The organism is Janthinobacterium sp. C22 (genome assembly GCF_057919405.1).
In genome coordinates this window covers 4,893,992-4,909,679 of sequence record NZ_CP193659.1, presented here as the reverse complement: position 1 = coordinate 4,909,679, position 15,688 = coordinate 4,893,992, and the positions used below count along the sequence as shown (strand labels likewise).

Sequence of the window (15,688 nt, the reverse complement as noted above, 5' to 3'; positions counted from 1 at the left end):
TGTTTCCATTTTGCCAGCACTGGTATTAAACTCATGCTTTCTGCTGTTTTATCTTTGATCGGGGAGCCGGGCCGATGCTGCAAGCGCAAGCGCTGGATAATCGACTGGTCGCCACCAGTGCCGACGACGTGCTGGTCGACCGCATCGTGCCCGGCGCGCCGCTGGTCATCGCCTTCGGCTTCGTCTCATGGACCACGCGTCCCGCCTTCGATTTCTACGGGCGCCTGAGAAAGCTGGAGCAGGCCAGCGGCCAGCATCTGAACAAGATCCTCGTGCGCGATTCGGGCAATGCCTGGTATCACCGCCGCATCGCAGGGCTGGGCAGCCATGTCGATGAATCGGCGCAAGCCTTGCGCGAGCTGGTGCGCCGCATCGCGCCAGGTACCATCACCACCCTGGGCCAGTCGATGGGCGCGTATGCGGCCGTCATGTTTGGCTTGCTGCTCGATGCGCAGCAGATCGTCGCCTTCGGGCCCTTGTCCTTCCTCGACGTGCAGCAGGCGCGCTTGTACCATGAGCTGCGCTGGCTGCCCGTGATGGAATCGCTGGCGCAGGATCCGCCAGCCTCGGGATATTACGACCTGGCGGCCCTGTGCCGCGCCAGGGCGACGGAGCATACGCAGCTGCACCTGCTGTTCGGCACGCGGCCCGACGCGGTCAATCCGGGCGCCAGCGCCAGCGAATCGGTGAACCTCGATGCCATGCACGCGCAGCGCCTGGCACCGTTCGGCCGCTGCACCCTGCATCCGTTTCCCCACTCGGGCCACGCGGTGGTGCAGCACCTGATCGACACGAAGCGCATCAACGGCTTGCTGGCCAGCTGCATACTCGGTCTCACGCTGGAAGATGAACCGATGCCGGACATCAGCCGCGAGTGGCAGGACTGGGTAGCGGAAAACCTGCGTTTGGGCTGCGCCGGCGAACAGCTGGTGGCGGTGCTGCAGCAGCACGGCTTTTCGCATGCCAGCAGCGTGGCTGCCGTGGAGGCCGTCCGCGCCAAGGCCATATGACGCCGCGGTTCGAACTCGACACCCTGAAAATCCGCGTCGCCGCCCCCGAACTGGCGGCCCTCGACTTGCGCGTGCGGGTGCAGCGCGCGCTGCGCCAGCTGATACTCGACGGCGTGCTGGCGCCCGGCCTGCGCCTGCCGGCCACGCGCGCGCTGGCGCAGTCGCTGGGCGTGTCGCGCGATACGGTGGAAATGGCGTATGCGCAGCTGCGCCTCGACGGCTATCTGCAGCGCCAGGCGGGATCGGGCAGTTTTGTCTCGGCGTCGATAGGCGCCAGCTTGCTGGGCAAGCCTGCGACGACGCTGCAACCCTTGTCCGCGCAGCCGGTGGCGCTCAGCGCGCGCGGCGCGCAGATTCTCGCCAGCGGCGGCGTGGCCGACCAGCAAAGCGTGCAGGCCTTCGCCACGGGCTTGCCGGAAACGCGGGCCTTTCCGCTCGATGTGTGGGAGCGCTTGCGGCGCCAGGCCGCCGGCGAACACCATGTGCTGCTGCACGGCGACCCGCAAGGAGCCGAGCCGCTGCGCCAGGCCATCGCCGACTATGTGAACCTGGAGCGGGGCGCGCGGGCCACGGCCGGCCAGGTGCTGGTGCTGAGCAGCACGCGCCAGGCCCTGTACCTGTGCGCGCAAGTGCTGGCCGACGCGCATGGCCCCATCCTGATGGAAGACCCAGGCTATTTCGGCGCGCGCAAGGCGTTCGAGATGGCGCAATTGCAGGTCGTGCCCGTGCCCGTCGATGTCGATGGCCTGTCGATCGATCACCTGCGGGCCGACCGCAGCGGGGCCAACACGGTGTACGTCACGCCGTCGCATCAGTATCCGACGGGCGCCACCCTGGCGCTCGGGCGCCGCCTCGCCCTGACCGCCTGGGCCGCCGAGCGCCAGGGCTGGATCATCGAGGACGACTACGACAGCCAGTTCCACTATGCCGGCTTGCCGACGGCCTGCGTGCAGGGGCTCGACACGCGGCAGCGCACGATTTACCTGGGCACCTTCGCCAAGTCGCTGTACCCGGGCCTGCGCATCGGCTACATGGTGCTGCCGCCCGCGCTGGTGAAACCGATGACATATGCGCGCAGCATTCTCGATGGACACACGCCGCAGCTGGACCAGCTGACACTGGCCCGTTTCATCGCCGATGGCCATTTCGCGGCCCATGTGCGCGCCATGCGCAAGGTCTACGCCGTGCGCCGCGATGCGATGGCGCAGGCCGTGCAGCGGCATTTGCCGCACGTGGTCGCGGCGCAGCTGCCGCCGGGCGGCTTGCAGATGCCGTGTCTGCTGCACGAGGGCAGGGACGAGCTGGACACGATACGCCTGGCGGCGCAGGCGGGCATCGTGCTGCCGGGCCTGAGCCGCCTGTACGCGACGCCGCCGGCGCGTGGCGGCTGGCTGCTGGGCTTTGCGGCGCTCACGCCGCACGAGATCGACAGCGGCATCGTCCGACTGGCCCGCGCGCTGGGGTGAGCGCGCAAGTGGTCTGTTGTATGTCAGTAAATTGGCCTGCCTGGGCAGTCCATGCGCCCATTAAGATGCTCCATTTCAATGGCAGGGGCATACACATGACAGCAACCAACACCACCACCGCGATGGACGACCGGGCGCGCTGGCGCGACCTGGCGCCCCCATCATGGCGGCCTTCATCTCCGTCCTCGTCAACTATGGCGGCACCTTCGTGCTGGTGTTCCAGGCGGCCCAGCTGGCCCAGCTGAGCGCGGCGCAGACGGCGTCCTGGGTCTGGTCGCTGAGCATCGGCGTGGGCGTGACGGGCATCTGGCTCAGCTACCGCTACCGCGCGCCCGTCATCACGGCCTGGTCCACGCCCGGCGTGGCCTTCCTGGCCACCGTCATGCCGCACACGCCGTATGCCGAGGTGATCGGCGCCTATATCGTGTCCGCCATCGCCTTCATTCTGCTGGGCATGTCCGGCGCCTTCGAGCGCCTCGTGCGGCTGATACCGGGCGGCATCGCGGCCGGATTGCTGGCCGGCATCCTGCTGCAGTTTGGCGTGAACGCCTTCGGCGGCGCCAGCGCCGACCCGGTGCTGGTGGTGGTCTTGCTGCTGTCGTACGCCGTGCTGCGCCGTTTCACGGCACGTTTTGCCGTCGTGGGCATCATGCTGGCCGGCCTGGCGCTGCTGCTGGCGCAGGGGCGCATCGATGTCCAAGGCATCGAACTCGCCCTGGCCGCGCCCGTGTTCGAGATGCCGCGCTTTTCCATGGCGTCGCTCCTGGGCGTGGCGCTGCCCCTGTTCCTGATCACCCTGACGGGACAATACATGCCCGGCATGCTGGTGCTGCGCAATGACGGTTACCAGGTCAGCGCCAATCCGATTTTGACGGTGACGGGGCTCGGCTCGCTGCTCATGGCGCCGTTCGGCGCGCACGCCTTCAACGTAGCCGCCATCACGGCAGCCATCTGCACGGGCAAGGATGCGCATGCCGACCCGTCGAAACGCTACGTCGCCGGGCTGGCGTGCGGCGTGCTGTACATCCTCGTGGGCATCTTCGGCGTCACCCTGGCCAGTCTGTTCATGGTCTTGCCGCGCAGTTTTATTACGGCGCTGGCGGGACTGGCCCTGCTGGGCGCCATCGGCAACAGCCTGGCGCAGGCGATGGCCGACGTGCGCATGCGCGAAACGGCGCTGATCACGTTTCTCGCGACGGCCGCGAACGTGACCCTGCTGGGCGTGGGCGGCGCCCTGTGGGGACTGGCGGCGGGGCTGGCTGCGCATGGGCTGATGCATGGCTGGCGCAAGGCGGCTTGACAGCGGCATCGTCAGATAGCTTGCCCATGTTGCCAGCCGCCGCATACAATTGCTGCGCCCGTGCCCGTCGGCACCACCGAACGATATGACCGATGCCCGGGATCACTTCCCTGGCCCATGGCCTGGCGATTTTTGCGCCGGCCGCCGGCCGGGTGGGAAACCTGTTGTTTAATATCAAAGAAGCGAGAAGACGATGCCTGTCAGTTCCTACCTGAATACCCGCCCCGTGCTGGGCGAACGAGTCTACCTGCATGACACGGCGCAAGTGATCGGCGATGTGCGGATCGGCGACGACTGTTCCATCTGGTGCAACAGCGTGCTGCGCGGCGACGTCAACCGCATCGTCATCGGCGAGGGCAGCAATATCCAGGACTTTTCCATGGGCCATGTGTCGCATAAGAATGCAGCCAAGCCCGACGGGTCACCTTTGACCATCGGCAAATACGTGACCATCGGCCATTCCGTGATCTTGCACGGCTGCACGATTGGCGACGAGTGCCTGATCGGCATGGGCAGCATCGTCATGGATGACGTGGTGGTGGAGAAACACGTGATGCTGGGCGCGGGCAGCCTGGTGTCGCCGGGCAAGGTGCTGGAAAGCGGCCACCTGTACGTGGGCCGCCCCGCCGCCAAGGTGCGCGCACTGACGGAGGCGGAAATCGCCTACCTGCGCTATTCGGCCGAGCACTATGTGCGCGTCAAGAACAATTACCTGGCCGGCGGCGACGCCGCCTGACCGCCAGCGCCATCAAGGCGGCGCAGTTCCGGCCGCGGCGCCAGGTCCTGCGGCAGGCGCAGGGCGGATACCAGGCCCAGGCGCCGCAGGAGCAGCAGCATCCACCAGCCCGGGTCCCATTCGCCCGGCAGCAGGCCCAGCCTGGCCGAGCCCGGATACGCATGATGGTTGTTGTGCCAGCATTCGCCCATGGTCAGCAGCGACGTCAGGCGGATATTCTTGCCTTGTGCGGCGGCGCCGTCGACATGGAAGTGCATTTGGCCATGGTTGTGGGCGAAATAGCCGATCAGCCAGTGGCCGAGCACGCCGGCGCTGACCCGCGCGCACACGCCCCAGCAGACGAAGCCCCAGCCGCCCCAGACGAAGCACAGCATGGCCCACGGCAGTTGCTGCAGCATCCAGGTGGTTTCCAGAAAACGGTAAAAGCGGTCGTGCGCGATGCGCGGCTCGATGGCGATGTGCGGCGGATGGTCGAGGTCGAGGCGGCAGTGCAGTTGCCACCAAGCATCGCGCCAGAAACCGGCGCCGTGGCGCAGATAGGCATGGCAAGCGGGCAGGCGCTGGGCGTAGTCGCGCAGTTCGTGCTGGCGCAGCAGGCCCAGCGGGCCGCTGAGTCCCACCAGCACGCCCAGGTAGACGAGTACATACTCCAGCCACTGGGGACATGCAAAGCTGTTGTGGATCAGTTTGCGGTGGCTGCCCAGCGAATGGCCGAACAGCAGGACGATGGCCGTGCCGGCCGCAAACAGCAGCAGACCGGCCCAGCTGAAGAAGCACAGGGCGCCCGTCACGGCGCCGGCCAGCATGGCCGTCAGCCACAGCGATTGCAGCGGCGCGTAGCGCACCGTGCCGTCCAGCACGCTGCCCGCGTGGGTGGCGCGGGCGCGGTGGCCGTCCAGGCTGGCTGTGGACATCAACCCTTGGGGGCCGACGACGGTTGCGTGTACTTGTCGAAGTTGGTGATGTAGTCGTTGAAGTTGTCGGTCAGCATGCGCTTGTACTGTTCCGTGAAGAAGGCCACGGCGCCTTCCTTCTCAGCTTGCATCTTGGCCACGTCGTTGCTCTTGCTGGCGACGAGGAAGGCGTTGAAGCGGGCGGCCGCGTACAGCAGCGAGGTGGCCACTTCATTGCCGCCGCTATGCATGCATTGTTCATTGGCCAGGGCGATGACCTGGTCGGCGCGCTCCCAGAATTCCGGGCCCGGTGCTGGTTTTGTCGTTGGTGTGCTCATAAAAATCCCTCATGAAAGTGCGCGCCAGTCTACACAGGGGGCTGCGGGCTGTCCAGCCGCGCGGCTGCCTGTCAGGGCGCTTGCAGGATCTGTGCGACCAGCACCGCCAGCGGCTGGCGGATGTCGAGCACGATGCCGGCTTCGTCCGCCTGCAGGGGCTGCAGGGTGGCCAGCTGGCTGTCGAGCAGGCTGGCCGGCATGAAATGGCCGGGGCGCCGCAAGCGGCTTTCCAGCACGGCGCGCGGGCCGTCCAGGTGGGCGAAGCGCAGGGCCGGATCGCCCTCGCGCAGCACGTCGCGGTAGGCGCGTTTCAGGGCCGAGCAGGAGACGACGAGGCCGTCGCCCTGCGCGCGCGCCGTGGCGATGCGCTCGCGCAGGGCGGCCAGCCAGCCGGCCCGGTCGGCATCGTCGAGCGGGATGCCGGCGGCCATCTTGGCCACGTTTTCCGGGGAATGCACGTCGTCGCCTTCCACGTAGGGCACGTGCAAGGCGTCTGCCAGCAGGCTGCCGGCGGCGCTCTTGCCGCAGCCGGACACGCCCATCACGACCCAGCGCACGGCGGGCACGCCCATGTTCAAGGCGCCGAAACGATGACGGTGACGCGGCGGTTTTCCGCCTTGCCCGTCTTGCTGGCGTTCGAGGCCACCGGTTTGCTCATGCCCAGGCCCTTGACGCTGATGTTGTCGCGTGGAATGCCCGATGCGCTCATGGCGTCGGCCACCACGTTGGCACGCGCCAGCGACAGCTTGTTGTTGTACGCTTCCGTGCCTTCGTTATCCGTATGGCCTTCCACGCGCATGTGCGTGATGCCCACTTTCAGCAGGGCGGCGCTGATTTTCTGGATGGCGTTGCGGCTCGGCGGCGTCAGCTTGGCGGCGTCGAATTCGAACAGCAGCTTGTCGGTAAAGCTCAGCTCCCAGCCTTCGTCCGTCTGGTTGAAGCCTTGCTCCTTCAGGGCGGCGACTTGCTCGGCATTGAACAGCGGTTTGGTCTCTGGCGTGCTCTGGCAGGCGGCCAGCAGGCCCAGCATGAACAGGCCGAGGATGCCGCGGCATAATTGCTTGTAGATAAATTGCATGGTGTTGCTCCTTGGTTCAGGGGTGAGTGTGGGGGTGCGGCAGGCGCGCCACCTGGCGCGTGCCGCGCTGCGCCTGCTTGGCGCGGTACATGGCTTCGTCCGCCGCACCGACCAGCGAGACGGCGTCGATGGCGTGATCGGGGAAGACGGCCACGCCGATGGTCAGCGAGCTGACGATGCTGTTGCCGGTGGGCAGTTCAATGGCTTGCGCCATGGCGGCGATGATGTTGTCGGCGATGTGCATGGCGTCGCTGCTGTTGCGCAGCGGCTTGAGCAGGATGGCGAATTCGTCGCCGCCCAGGCGCGCCACCAGGTCGCCCTCGCGCAATTGCTGCTTGATGCGCGCGGCGATCGTCACCAGCACGCGGTCGCCCGAGGCGTGGCCGAAGGTGTCGTTGATGTATTTGAAACGGTCGCTGTCGAGGAACAGCACGGCCACCTTGCCATTGCCGACCCGCGCTTCGAGGATGGCGCGTTCCAGTTCCGCTTCCATGAAGGCGCGGTTCGACAGGCCCGTCAGGCTGTCGTGGTTGGCGCGGTGCGACAGCGAGGCGTTTTCCTTTTGCAGATGGCTTTGCCATGCTTCCAGTTCGTCGAGCAGGGCGTTGAAGTCGTCATTGATCTGGTTCAGTTCGGCGATGTTGGCAGGCGGCACGCGCAGTTCGAACGAGCGGTCGCGCCGCACGCGGTGGGCCGTTTCCGCCAGGTGGCGCAGGGGCGACGTGATCTCCGTTTCCATGCGGCGCGACAGGCGCACGGCGACGACCAGGCTCAGCACCAGGCAAGCCAGCAGACAGGACAGGCCGCTGAGCAGGAAGGGCAGCAGGCTGCGGCTGTGCGGCACCAGGGTGATGCTGCCGATGGCCTGTTCATTGCGCGTGATGGGGAAGGTCAGCGAATCGGGCAGCATCCAGCCCGTCAGCGCGCGTTCGATGTAATAGCGGGTGCCATGCTGGCCCCGTTCCCAGCGGGCCAGGACCTTGCCGGCCGTGTCGCTCACCTGCGCCTGGTCGATGTCCTCATTGACGCCGATCAGGGCCAGCGCTTCCTTGGCGGCCATGGAGTCGCCAAAGACGACGGCTCCTTCCACCGTGTAGCTCATCGAGCGGGCCACCAGGCGCAGGTTCTGGTCCGAATACACGCGCAGGGCCAGCAGCGCCACGGCCGTCAGGGTCAGGCCGGCCGCCAGCACGGCGATCAGCGACACGCTCAGGTGGGCGCGCCGCAGCACGCTGTCGAGCGTGCGCCGGGGCAGGCGCGCGGGCTTGTTGCTCATGCGGGCGTTCATGGCGGCGGTCCCTTGCGACGTGCAATTTGCAAGGCGTTCGGATGCACGCGCAGGCCGCTGCGGGCGATGGCGTCGAGGTTGACGTCAAAGCCGATCTGCGCCTCGTTCAGGCGCAGGCAAAACATGGTGCCCACGGCGCACGACGTGCCGGGCTCGGCGACCGAGAGGATGGGTTTGCCGATGATCTGCGCCAGCAGATGCTCGCGTTCGCCCTCGGGCAGGCTGCCCAGGTAGGCGACGTCACATTCGCTGGCCGCGCTTGCCTGCGCCGGGATTTTCACGCGGATGCGCGGTCCCAGGCTGGAAGCGGGCGTGTCGACGATGGCCGCCCCGTAGCGTGGTGTACCGAGCATGCAGATGCGCACTTCCTGGCGCGCCACGGGCCAGCGTACATAACTGATGATGCCAAACAGGACCTGGGCCACTTCGGCGGGACGCCTGGCGTCGGCCGCCGCGCCCGTTTGCGCCCACGCCGCGCACGGCGCCAGCGCACTGCAGGCGAGCAGCGAGGCCAGCAGCACAACGGCAAGCAGGACGGGCGGCGCGGAGCGCTGCCGGTGGCGGGGGAAGGAAGGCACGGCGTCGGTGTCTTTATGCAGGTGGGGTGGCTATTCAAATAGTTACTCAACAACACAGACTGTACGGAAGTCCATGTTGAAAGTAAATCACGGCATGACGCCATCAACCTTGCATTATAAACACGAATGTGAAAACTTGCATTCTTTACCATGAGAATTACTTACCAACACTGCCGTGGCGCGCCAATGTGTTGCTATTCTTCCAGTGTCGCCTCCAGCAAGTCGATTTCGCGCAGCAGGCGCAAATGGATGGTGTCGTCCAGTTCGCCCGAAATGCGGCGGCGGAACAGCTCATCGCGCTCCGCATTGAGCGCTTCCAGGCGCAGCGCCCGCTCGGCCTTGGCCAGTTCCTGCAGCCGCATCGCCTCGTCGTTGCTGCTTTCGCCATACGCCAGGCGGCGCCGGTAGGCTTCGATCAGGCGGTTGGCCGCTTCCGTGACGACTTGCTGCTTGTCATTCTTGTCGATGCCTTCGCACACTTTTTCCAGCCGCGCGATGGCCGCTTCGGCGGCGGCGGCGCGGGCGTTGCGCTCTTCCGTCGAACGGCGCGCGGGCGGCGCGAACACCAGGCCCTTGGTCAGCAGGGGCAAGGTGACGCTGGCCAGCAGCAGCGACAGCAGAATCACGCCCATGGCCAGGAAGATGACGAGGTCGCGCGCCGGAAAGCGCGTGCCGTCGGGCAGGAACAGCGGCAGGGTCAGGATGCCGGCCAGGGTCAGCGCGCCGCGCACGCCCGCGAACGAGGCCACCAGCAGCAATCGCAGGCTGGGGCGCGCCAGCAGCGCCGCATCCTTCGGTTCGCCCGCCACCTTCTTGTGGTGCTTGAACAGGGTCAGCTTCATCGAGATGAAGACCCAGAGGAAGCGCATGAAGGTCAGCCCCACCGTGATGGCGATGACGAACAGGGGCAGCTTCCAGGCGCTGCCGGCGCCCACTTCCATGGAGGCGGCGGGCAAGCCGGCCACGGTGGCGGGCAGCTGCGCGCCCAGCATGACGAAGATCACGCCGTTCAGGACCAGTTGCACGGTATCCCACACGGCCTTGCGCTGGGTGCGCGTGGCGGCCAGCGGGCGGCCGATCAGGTCGGCGTAATGCATGGACACGCCCGCCGTGGCGGCGGCCAGGATGCCCGAGCCGTGGATTTGCTCGGCGCCCAGGTAGGCGGCGAACGGGATCAGGATGCTGATCAGGATTTGCAGGCCCGGCTCTTCGCCGACCTTGCTCACCAGCCATTTATTCGCCAGGCCCACGCCCCACGAGATGGCCAGGCCGATGACGATGCCGCCGCCTGCTTCCTGCAGGAAACTCAGCGAGGCGGCGCCGATGGAAAAGCCGCCCGTCATCATGGCGCCCACGGCAAACGTGAAGCAGACCAGGCCCGAGGCGTCATTGAGCAAGGACTCGCCTTCGAGGATATGCATCAGGCGCGGCGGGATCGGGTTGCCGGCCGCGATCGCGGAGACGGCCACGGGGTCCGTCGGCGACAGGATGGCACCGAGCGCGAAGGCGACGGCCAGCGGCACGCTGGGGATCAGCCAGTCGATGAAGAAACCCATGCCCAGCACGGTAAACAGCACCAGGCCGATGGCCAGCATCAGGATCGAGCGCGCGTCGGAAAAGAAGGCGCCCTTGGGAATGCGCCAGCCATCGAGAAACAGCAGCGGCGGAATGAAGAGCAGGAAGAAAATGTCGGGATCGAGCGGCACTTGCACGCCAAACACGGCCAATCCCGTGCCGCCGGCGATCTGGATCAGCGGCAGTGGCAGCTTGACCCAGCGCGAGCGGGCGAGAAAGCCGCACAGGACGACGGTCAACACGAGGATGAGGATGATGGTAACGGTATGCATGAAGAAGCGGCGGCGTGCTGAAACGCTGATTATAAGGCGCAGCCCGCCTGCGGCACGACCTGCGTGTCATTGCGTACATACAACAAGTCACAATCGCGGTAAGATTGTCGCAATCGCCTGCCGCCGCCGTCCGTGCGCGGCAGGTGCGTACCCAGCCTTTTACCGGACTCCTGTTTTGCTCAAGAAAATCTTCACCGGCCTGCTGCTGTCGCTGGCATTGCTCGTCGTGGCGGCGCTGGCCGCCTACCTGTATTACTGGCGCCCCGCGCTGGCGCCCATCGATCCGCCCGCCGCCACGGCCTTCTCCCCGCAAGCGGTGGAGCGGGGCCGCATCCTGGCCGGCATGGGCAATTGCGCCGCCTGCCATACGGCCAAGGGCGGCGCCGAGTACGCGGGCGGCCACGGCCTGGCCACGCCGTTCGGCACGATCTATGCGACGAACATCACGCCCGACCGGCAAACGGGCATCGGCCGCTGGTCGCCGGCCGCCTTCCAGCGGGCCATGCGCGAAGGCGTGGGCCGCGATGGTGCGCATTTGTATCCCGTCTTTCCGTACCCCCATTTCAACCTGGTCTCGGACGCCGACCTCACGGCCCTGTACGCGTATTTCATGACGCGCCCGCCCGTGTACGCGGCCGCGCCCGCCAACAGCGTGCCTTTCCCTTTGAGCCTGCGGCCCTTGCAGGCGGGCTGGAAGCTGCTGTTTTTCAAGCCGGTAAGCTATCAACTGGACCCGGCGCAAGGGCAGGACTGGAACCGGGGCCGCTACCTGGCCGAAGGCCTGGCCCATTGCGCCGCCTGTCACACGCCGCGCAATGCGCTGGGCGCCGAGCTTGCCGGCTCGGCCTATCTGGGCGCGGCCATCGACCACTGGTATGCGCCGGCCTTGACCAGCGCCAATACGGCGCCCCTGCCGTGGACGCAGGACGAGCTGTACGGCTTTTTGCGCACGGGGGCGACGGCCCTGCACGGCGTGGCGGCCGGGCCCATGTCGGCCGTCGTGCACGAAGGTATGGGCGCGTCGCCCGATAGCGATATCCGTGCCTTGTCCGTGTATTTTGCCGGCGTGGCAGGGGCCGAGCAGCGCAAGGTGGATGCGGATGCCGTGGTGAAATCCGGCATCGAACGCTCGCAGCGCGTCAGCCTGGTCGACAACGACCGTGGCGCCAGCCTGTACGTGGCCGCCTGCGCATCGTGCCATTCGAACAGCGATGGAAAACCCGCGGCCTTGCGCCCGGAGCTGAGCCTGAACAGCGCCGTCAGCGCGCCCGACCCCGCCAACCTGATCCAGGTGATATTGCACGGCATCGGCAAGGACGCCGCCATGCCCGGCGTGCTGATGCCGGGTTTTGCCGCTTCGCTGACGGACAACGACGTGGCCCAGCTGGCCGCCTATCTGCGCCGCAGCCGTAGCCACCAGCCGGCCTGGACGAACCTGGAAGCGGCCGTGGCGCGTACGCGCGCCGGCAAGTAACCATGAAAGTTTCTTATGTATGACACTTATCTATAACACTTATGTATAACATCACCGTGAATGGCCAGCCCTTCGGCACCGAGGCCGATGCCGGGACGCCCCTGCTGTGGGTGTTGCGCGACGAAGTCAACTTGAAAGGCACGAAGTTTGGCTGCGGCATCGGCATGTGCGGCGCCTGCACCGTGCACGTGGATGGCCGCGCCATGCGCTCGTGCATCACGCCGATTGCCGCCGTGGCCGGCTGCGCCATCACCACCATCGAAGGCCTCTCGCCCGATGGCACGCACCCTTTGCTGCGCGCGTGGGTCGCCACGCAGGCGCCCCAGTGCGGCTATTGCCAGTCGGGCCAGATCATGCAGGCTGCTACCTTGTTGAAAGACTATCCGCAGCCGACGGATGCGAATATCGATGCCGTCATGAGCGGCAATCTGTGCCGCTGCATGGCGTATGTGCGCATCCGCAAGGCCATCAAGTTGGCGGCCGGCATGGGGGAGACGCCCGGTGTTTAAGTTGCCTAAAGAAAATTCTTCCGCTCGTCCCCCGTTGCCGGGCCGGCGCGGTTTCCTGATCGCCGCCGCCGGCACGGGGTTTACGCTGGCTTTCCTGCGCGCCGACAGTACCTTGGCCGCCGGCAAGGCGCCGCCTGCGCCGCCCGCCAAATCTGCCGCGCCCGTGTTCGATCCGACCATCTGGTTCGAGATCGACCGCAACGGCATGATCACCGTCAATATCGCCAAGGCGGAAATGGGCCAGCACATCGGCACGGCCCTGGCGCGCATCGTCGCCGAGGAGCTGGAAGCGGACTGGAGCAAGGTGCGCCTGCATTACGTGGACACGGATCCGAAATGGGGCTTGATGGTGACGGGCGGCAGCTGGTCCGTCTGGCAGAATTTCGATCCGCTCAGCCGCGCCGGTGCGGCCGGCCGCCTCGCGCTGGTCGAGGAGGGCGCGCGCCTGCTGCGCGTGCCCGTGTCCGCCTGCCACGCCCGGCTGGGCGTCGTGCATGGCAGGGGGCGCTCGATCAGCTATGGCGACATCGTGCGCCGTGGCAAGCTGGCGCGCCAGTACACGCCCGGGCAACTGAACGCCATCGTGCTGAAAACGCCGCAGCAGCGCAGCCTGATCGGCCAGCAGGTGCCGGCGCTCGACATCCCCGCGAAAATCAATGGCACCGCCGTGTACGGCATCGATGCGCAGGTGGAGGGCATGCTGTTTGCGCGCCCGAAGATCCCGCCCACGCGCTACGGCGCCAGGGTGGTCTCCATCGACGACTCGGCGGCAAAGAAAGTGCAGGGCTATCTGCGCTCGGTGGCGCTGCAGGACGCCAGCGGCACGGTGCCCGGCTGGGTCATGGTGGTGGCCGAAACGTATGCTGCCGCCATGCGCGCGGCCGACCTGGTGCAGGTGAAATGGCGGGCCGGCGCGGCGGCCCACGTGTCGGAGCAGGATATCGTCAGCTATGCGGGCAAGCAGCTGGCCGACGCCAGCCTGGGCGCCCGCGTGGTCGACGATGATGGCGTGGAGCAAGCGTTCAAGGATGCCAGCCTGCAATTGGAACGCCATTACACGACCAGCACCGTGCTGCATTTCCAGCTGGAACCCGTGAATGCGCTGGCGCAGGAGATCGACGGCGTCTGGCATATCCATGCGGGCAATCAATGGCAATCGCTGATCCTGCCCGTGCTGGCGCAGGCGTTGAAGGTGCCGGAGAGCAAGGTCATGCTGCATACCTATCTGCTTGGCGGCGGCTTCGGGCGGCGCCTGAACGGCGATTATTGCGTGCCGGCCGCGCTGGCGGCGCAAGCCGTGGGGCGCCCCGTCAAGATGATCTGCACGCGGGCCGACGATGCCCGTTTCGATTCGCCCCGTTCGCCGTCCGTGCAGCATGTGCGCATGGCGTTCGACGAGGCCGGCAAGGTGTCGGCGATGGTGCACGAGGCCAGCGCGGGCTGGCCCACGCAAGCGCTGATCCCCGCCTTGCTGGCCAAGGATAAGCAAGGCCATCCATACGACCCGTTCGCCATCGCCGGCGCCGACCACTGGTATGCGGTGGGCGCGCAGCGCGTGCGGGCCGTGTCGAACGACCTGGCCAACAGCAGTTTCCGCCCCGGTTGGCTGCGCTCCGTGGGGCCGGGCTGGACGAATTGGGCTGTGGAAAGTTTCATGGACGAGGCGGCGCAGGCGGCCAAGGTCGACCCGCTGGCGTTTCGTTTGTCCTTGCTGCAGGCGACGGGCCGCAATGCGGGCAGCGCGCCGAACGCCGTCGGCGGCGCTGCGCGCCTGGCCCACGTGCTGCGGCGGGCGGCGGACAAGGCGGGCTGGGGCACGGCCATGCCGCCCGACACGGGGCTGGGCATCGCCGCCACGTTCGGCCAGGAACGCGACATGCCCACCTGGACGGCGTGCGTGGCGCGGGTGAAAGTGGACCGCAGCACTTGCATGGTGAAAGTCGAAAAACTGTTCATGGTGATCGACGCTGGCAGCATCGTCGACCCCGATGGCGCGCTGGCGCAGGCCGAAGGGGGCGCCCTGTGGGGCGTGAGCATGGCCTTGCATGAAGGCACTGCCTTCCTGAATGGCGAAGTGAAGGATACCAACCTGAACACTTACACGCCGTTGCGCATGGCCGACGTGCCCGAGCTCGACATCGAATTCGTGGCCAGCACGGCAACTTCGACGGGCATGGGCGAGCCGCCCACGACAGCCGTGGCGCCGGCCATCGGCAACGCCATCTTCGCCGCCGTGGCCTCGCGCGTGCGGCATTTGCCGATCCGCCCGGAAGCGGTGCTGAAGGGGCTGGACCGGCACGGCGCCGTCTGATGCGGGTGTGTGGCGAATTTGACGTGCGCCGCGCATGAACGGACGCAGGCTGGTACACTGAGGTTTGCCGCTCAGGGCGCGCAGGCGGTGCCCGTTCCGGCAAGATCAACGCAACAGCAGCTTGATGTCAGTCCGATTTCAGCTCGATAGCGGAGGCAGCCATGCAAGAACAATTTGTCAGCATCACGGCCGATGAACTTCAAATGGACGGCGTGCTTGAAATGCCCGAGCGGCCCGTGGGCATCGTCCTGTTCGCCCACGGCGCGGGCGCCGACAGCGACTACCTGGGCGCCTCCAGCCATGCCACCTCCCAGGATTTTCTGCGGGCGGGCATCGCCACCTTGCGCTTCGATCAGGGCGGTGTCGGGCCTGGCGGCGGCAGCAATGGCCATGCGTATTTCGTGCGCAGCGATATCGTGCTGCTGGCGCGCCAGCTGGAAAAAGCCCTGGGCTGGCTGCAAGTCGACCCGTCCACGCGGCGCTTGCCCTGCGGCCTGTATGGCTATGGCACCAGCGCGGCCGTCGTGATGCAGCTGGCGGCCTGGCGCAGCGCGGAGATCGCCGCGCTGGCCGTCTGCGATGGCCAGGTGGAAATGGCGGGCAAGGCGGCGCTGGAAAACGTGCGCGTGCCATCGTTGCTGATCGTGGGCGGGCGCGACCCCGACGTAGCGGGCCTGAACCGCATGGCGTTTGCCACCTTGCGCTGCGACAAGCAACTGGAACAGATCGCCGCCCCTGGCGGCCCCGACACGCGCCATCAGGCGGCCCTGCTGGCCACGGACTGGTACACGCGCCATTTCAACGGGCATACCAGTACGGCGCAGTAATTCAATCAGGCAAGTGCGTCAGGCAAGTGAGTC

Annotated in this window: 15 protein-coding genes; 8 read left to right on the top strand and 7 right to left on the bottom strand. The window is 66.8% G+C overall.

Going from position 1 to position 15,688, the window contains the following annotated elements; translation table 11 throughout:
* The first annotated feature begins 74 nt into the window (after window positions 1–74).
* The 4 genes from ACRHIG_RS22970 (at window position 75) to ACRHIG_RS22955 (ending at window position 4,512) form a co-directional block, all read left to right on the top strand.
* Window positions 75–1,010 (top strand): hypothetical protein, encoded by a 936-nt coding sequence (locus ACRHIG_RS22970; RefSeq protein WP_489628022.1) that lies wholly within the window; start codon window positions 75–77, stop codon window positions 1,008–1,010.
* Window positions 1,007–2,476 (top strand): MocR-like pyridoxine biosynthesis transcription factor PdxR, encoded by a 1,470-nt coding sequence (pdxR, locus tag ACRHIG_RS22965; RefSeq protein WP_489628021.1) that lies wholly within the window; start codon window positions 1,007–1,009, stop codon window positions 2,474–2,476. Before ACRHIG_RS22970 ends, pdxR begins: the two co-directional genes overlap by 4 nt.
* 139 nt (window positions 2,477–2,615) lie before the next feature.
* A complete protein-coding gene (locus ACRHIG_RS22960) occupies window positions 2,616–3,776 on the top strand; it encodes a benzoate/H(+) symporter BenE family transporter (protein WP_489630860.1) in 1,161 nt (386 codons plus the stop codon).
* A 193-nt stretch (window positions 3,777–3,969) separates the two neighbouring features.
* Entirely contained in the window at window positions 3,970–4,512 is a 543-nt protein-coding gene (locus ACRHIG_RS22955) for a gamma carbonic anhydrase family protein (protein ID WP_475416260.1), read from the top strand.
* On the opposite strand, the gene ACRHIG_RS22950 is transcribed toward ACRHIG_RS22955, so the two are convergent.
* The 7 genes from ACRHIG_RS22950 to ACRHIG_RS22920 form a co-directional block, all read right to left on the bottom strand.
* Window positions 4,485–5,426, bottom strand: a complete 942-nt coding sequence (locus ACRHIG_RS22950; RefSeq protein WP_489628020.1) for an acyl-CoA desaturase — start codon at window positions 5,424–5,426, stop codon at window positions 4,485–4,487. The two genes, ACRHIG_RS22955 and ACRHIG_RS22950, sit on opposite strands and share 28 nt — an antisense overlap.
* The gene (locus ACRHIG_RS22945; protein WP_092712778.1) at window positions 5,426–5,743 is read right to left on the bottom strand and encodes a DUF3144 domain-containing protein; all 318 of its coding nucleotides are present in this window, start codon (window positions 5,741–5,743) and stop codon (window positions 5,426–5,428) included. Before ACRHIG_RS22945 ends, ACRHIG_RS22950 begins: the two co-directional genes overlap by 1 nt.
* A gap of 71 nt (window positions 5,744–5,814) precedes the next feature.
* Window positions 5,815–6,315 (bottom strand): gluconokinase, encoded by a 501-nt coding sequence (locus ACRHIG_RS22940; RefSeq protein WP_475416258.1) that lies wholly within the window; start codon window positions 6,313–6,315, stop codon window positions 5,815–5,817.
* 2 nt (window positions 6,316–6,317) lie between these two features.
* Complete coding sequence (yfiB, locus tag ACRHIG_RS22935; RefSeq protein ID WP_475416257.1) at window positions 6,318–6,821, bottom strand: outer membrane lipoprotein YfiB; 504 nt, start codon at window positions 6,819–6,821, stop codon at window positions 6,318–6,320.
* Between the two features lie 16 nt (window positions 6,822–6,837).
* Window positions 6,838–8,109: a diguanylate cyclase DgcN/YfiN gene (gene dgcN / locus ACRHIG_RS22930; protein ID WP_489628019.1), complete on the bottom strand. Its 1,272-nt coding sequence runs from the start codon at window positions 8,107–8,109 to the stop codon at window positions 6,838–6,840.
* Complete coding sequence (gene yfiR, locus ACRHIG_RS22925; RefSeq protein ID WP_489628018.1) at window positions 8,106–8,687, bottom strand: regulatory sequestration protein YfiR; 582 nt, start codon at window positions 8,685–8,687, stop codon at window positions 8,106–8,108. The genes dgcN and yfiR overlap by 4 nt, the downstream gene beginning before the upstream one ends.
* A gap of 194 nt (window positions 8,688–8,881) precedes the next feature.
* Window positions 8,882–10,534 (bottom strand): Na+/H+ antiporter, encoded by a 1,653-nt coding sequence (locus ACRHIG_RS22920; RefSeq protein WP_489628017.1) that lies wholly within the window; start codon window positions 10,532–10,534, stop codon window positions 8,882–8,884.
* A 175-nt stretch (window positions 10,535–10,709) separates the two neighbouring features.
* Here ACRHIG_RS22920 and ACRHIG_RS22915 point away from each other — a divergent pair, with 175 nt between their 5' ends.
* The 4 genes from ACRHIG_RS22915 to ACRHIG_RS22900 all read left to right on the top strand — a co-directional run bounded on the left by ACRHIG_RS22915 (window position 10,710) and on the right by ACRHIG_RS22900 (window position 15,655).
* Window positions 10,710–12,008, top strand: a complete 1,299-nt coding sequence (locus ACRHIG_RS22915; RefSeq protein ID WP_489628016.1) for a cytochrome c — start codon at window positions 10,710–10,712, stop codon at window positions 12,006–12,008.
* Window positions 12,009–12,049: 41 nt separating this feature from the next.
* Window positions 12,050–12,517 carry a (2Fe-2S)-binding protein gene (locus tag ACRHIG_RS22910; RefSeq protein ID WP_489628015.1) on the top strand — a complete coding sequence of 156 codons (468 nt, stop codon included), beginning with the start codon at window positions 12,050–12,052 and terminating at the stop codon, window positions 12,515–12,517.
* A gap of 34 nt (window positions 12,518–12,551) precedes the next feature.
* Window positions 12,552–14,828 (top strand): xanthine dehydrogenase family protein molybdopterin-binding subunit, encoded by a 2,277-nt coding sequence (locus ACRHIG_RS22905; RefSeq protein WP_489628014.1) that lies wholly within the window; start codon window positions 12,552–12,554, stop codon window positions 14,826–14,828.
* Window positions 14,829–14,989: 161 nt separating this feature from the next.
* Window positions 14,990–15,655: a dienelactone hydrolase family protein gene (locus ACRHIG_RS22900; protein ID WP_436577103.1), complete on the top strand. Its 666-nt coding sequence runs from the start codon at window positions 14,990–14,992 to the stop codon at window positions 15,653–15,655.
* Window positions 15,656–15,688 lie beyond the last annotated feature (33 nt).

Coding starts and splice junctions, on each gene's coding strand:
- ACRHIG_RS22970 (WP_489628022.1), top strand. CDS start 75: ATGCTGCAAGCGCAAGCGCTGGATAATCGACTGGTCGCCACCAGTGCC.
- pdxR (WP_489628021.1), top strand. CDS start 1,007: ATGACGCCGCGGTTCGAACTCGACACCCTGAAAATCCGCGTCGCCGCC.
- ACRHIG_RS22955 (WP_475416260.1), top strand. CDS start 3,970: ATGCCTGTCAGTTCCTACCTGAATACCCGCCCCGTGCTGGGCGAACGA.
- ACRHIG_RS22950 (WP_489628020.1), bottom strand. CDS start 5,426: ATGTCCACAGCCAGCCTGGACGGCCACCGCGCCCGCGCCACCCACGCG.
- ACRHIG_RS22945 (WP_092712778.1), bottom strand. CDS start 5,743: ATGAGCACACCAACGACAAAACCAGCACCGGGCCCGGAATTCTGGGAG.
- ACRHIG_RS22940 (WP_475416258.1), bottom strand. CDS start 6,315: ATGGGCGTGCCCGCCGTGCGCTGGGTCGTGATGGGCGTGTCCGGCTGC.
- yfiB (WP_475416257.1), bottom strand. CDS start 6,821: ATGCAATTTATCTACAAGCAATTATGCCGCGGCATCCTCGGCCTGTTC.
- dgcN (WP_489628019.1), bottom strand. CDS start 8,109: ATGAACGCCCGCATGAGCAACAAGCCCGCGCGCCTGCCCCGGCGCACG.
- ACRHIG_RS22920 (WP_489628017.1), bottom strand. CDS start 10,534: ATGCATACCGTTACCATCATCCTCATCCTCGTGTTGACCGTCGTCCTG.
- ACRHIG_RS22910 (WP_489628015.1), top strand. CDS start 12,050: ATGTATAACATCACCGTGAATGGCCAGCCCTTCGGCACCGAGGCCGAT.
- ACRHIG_RS22900 (WP_436577103.1), top strand. CDS start 14,990: ATGCAAGAACAATTTGTCAGCATCACGGCCGATGAACTTCAAATGGAC.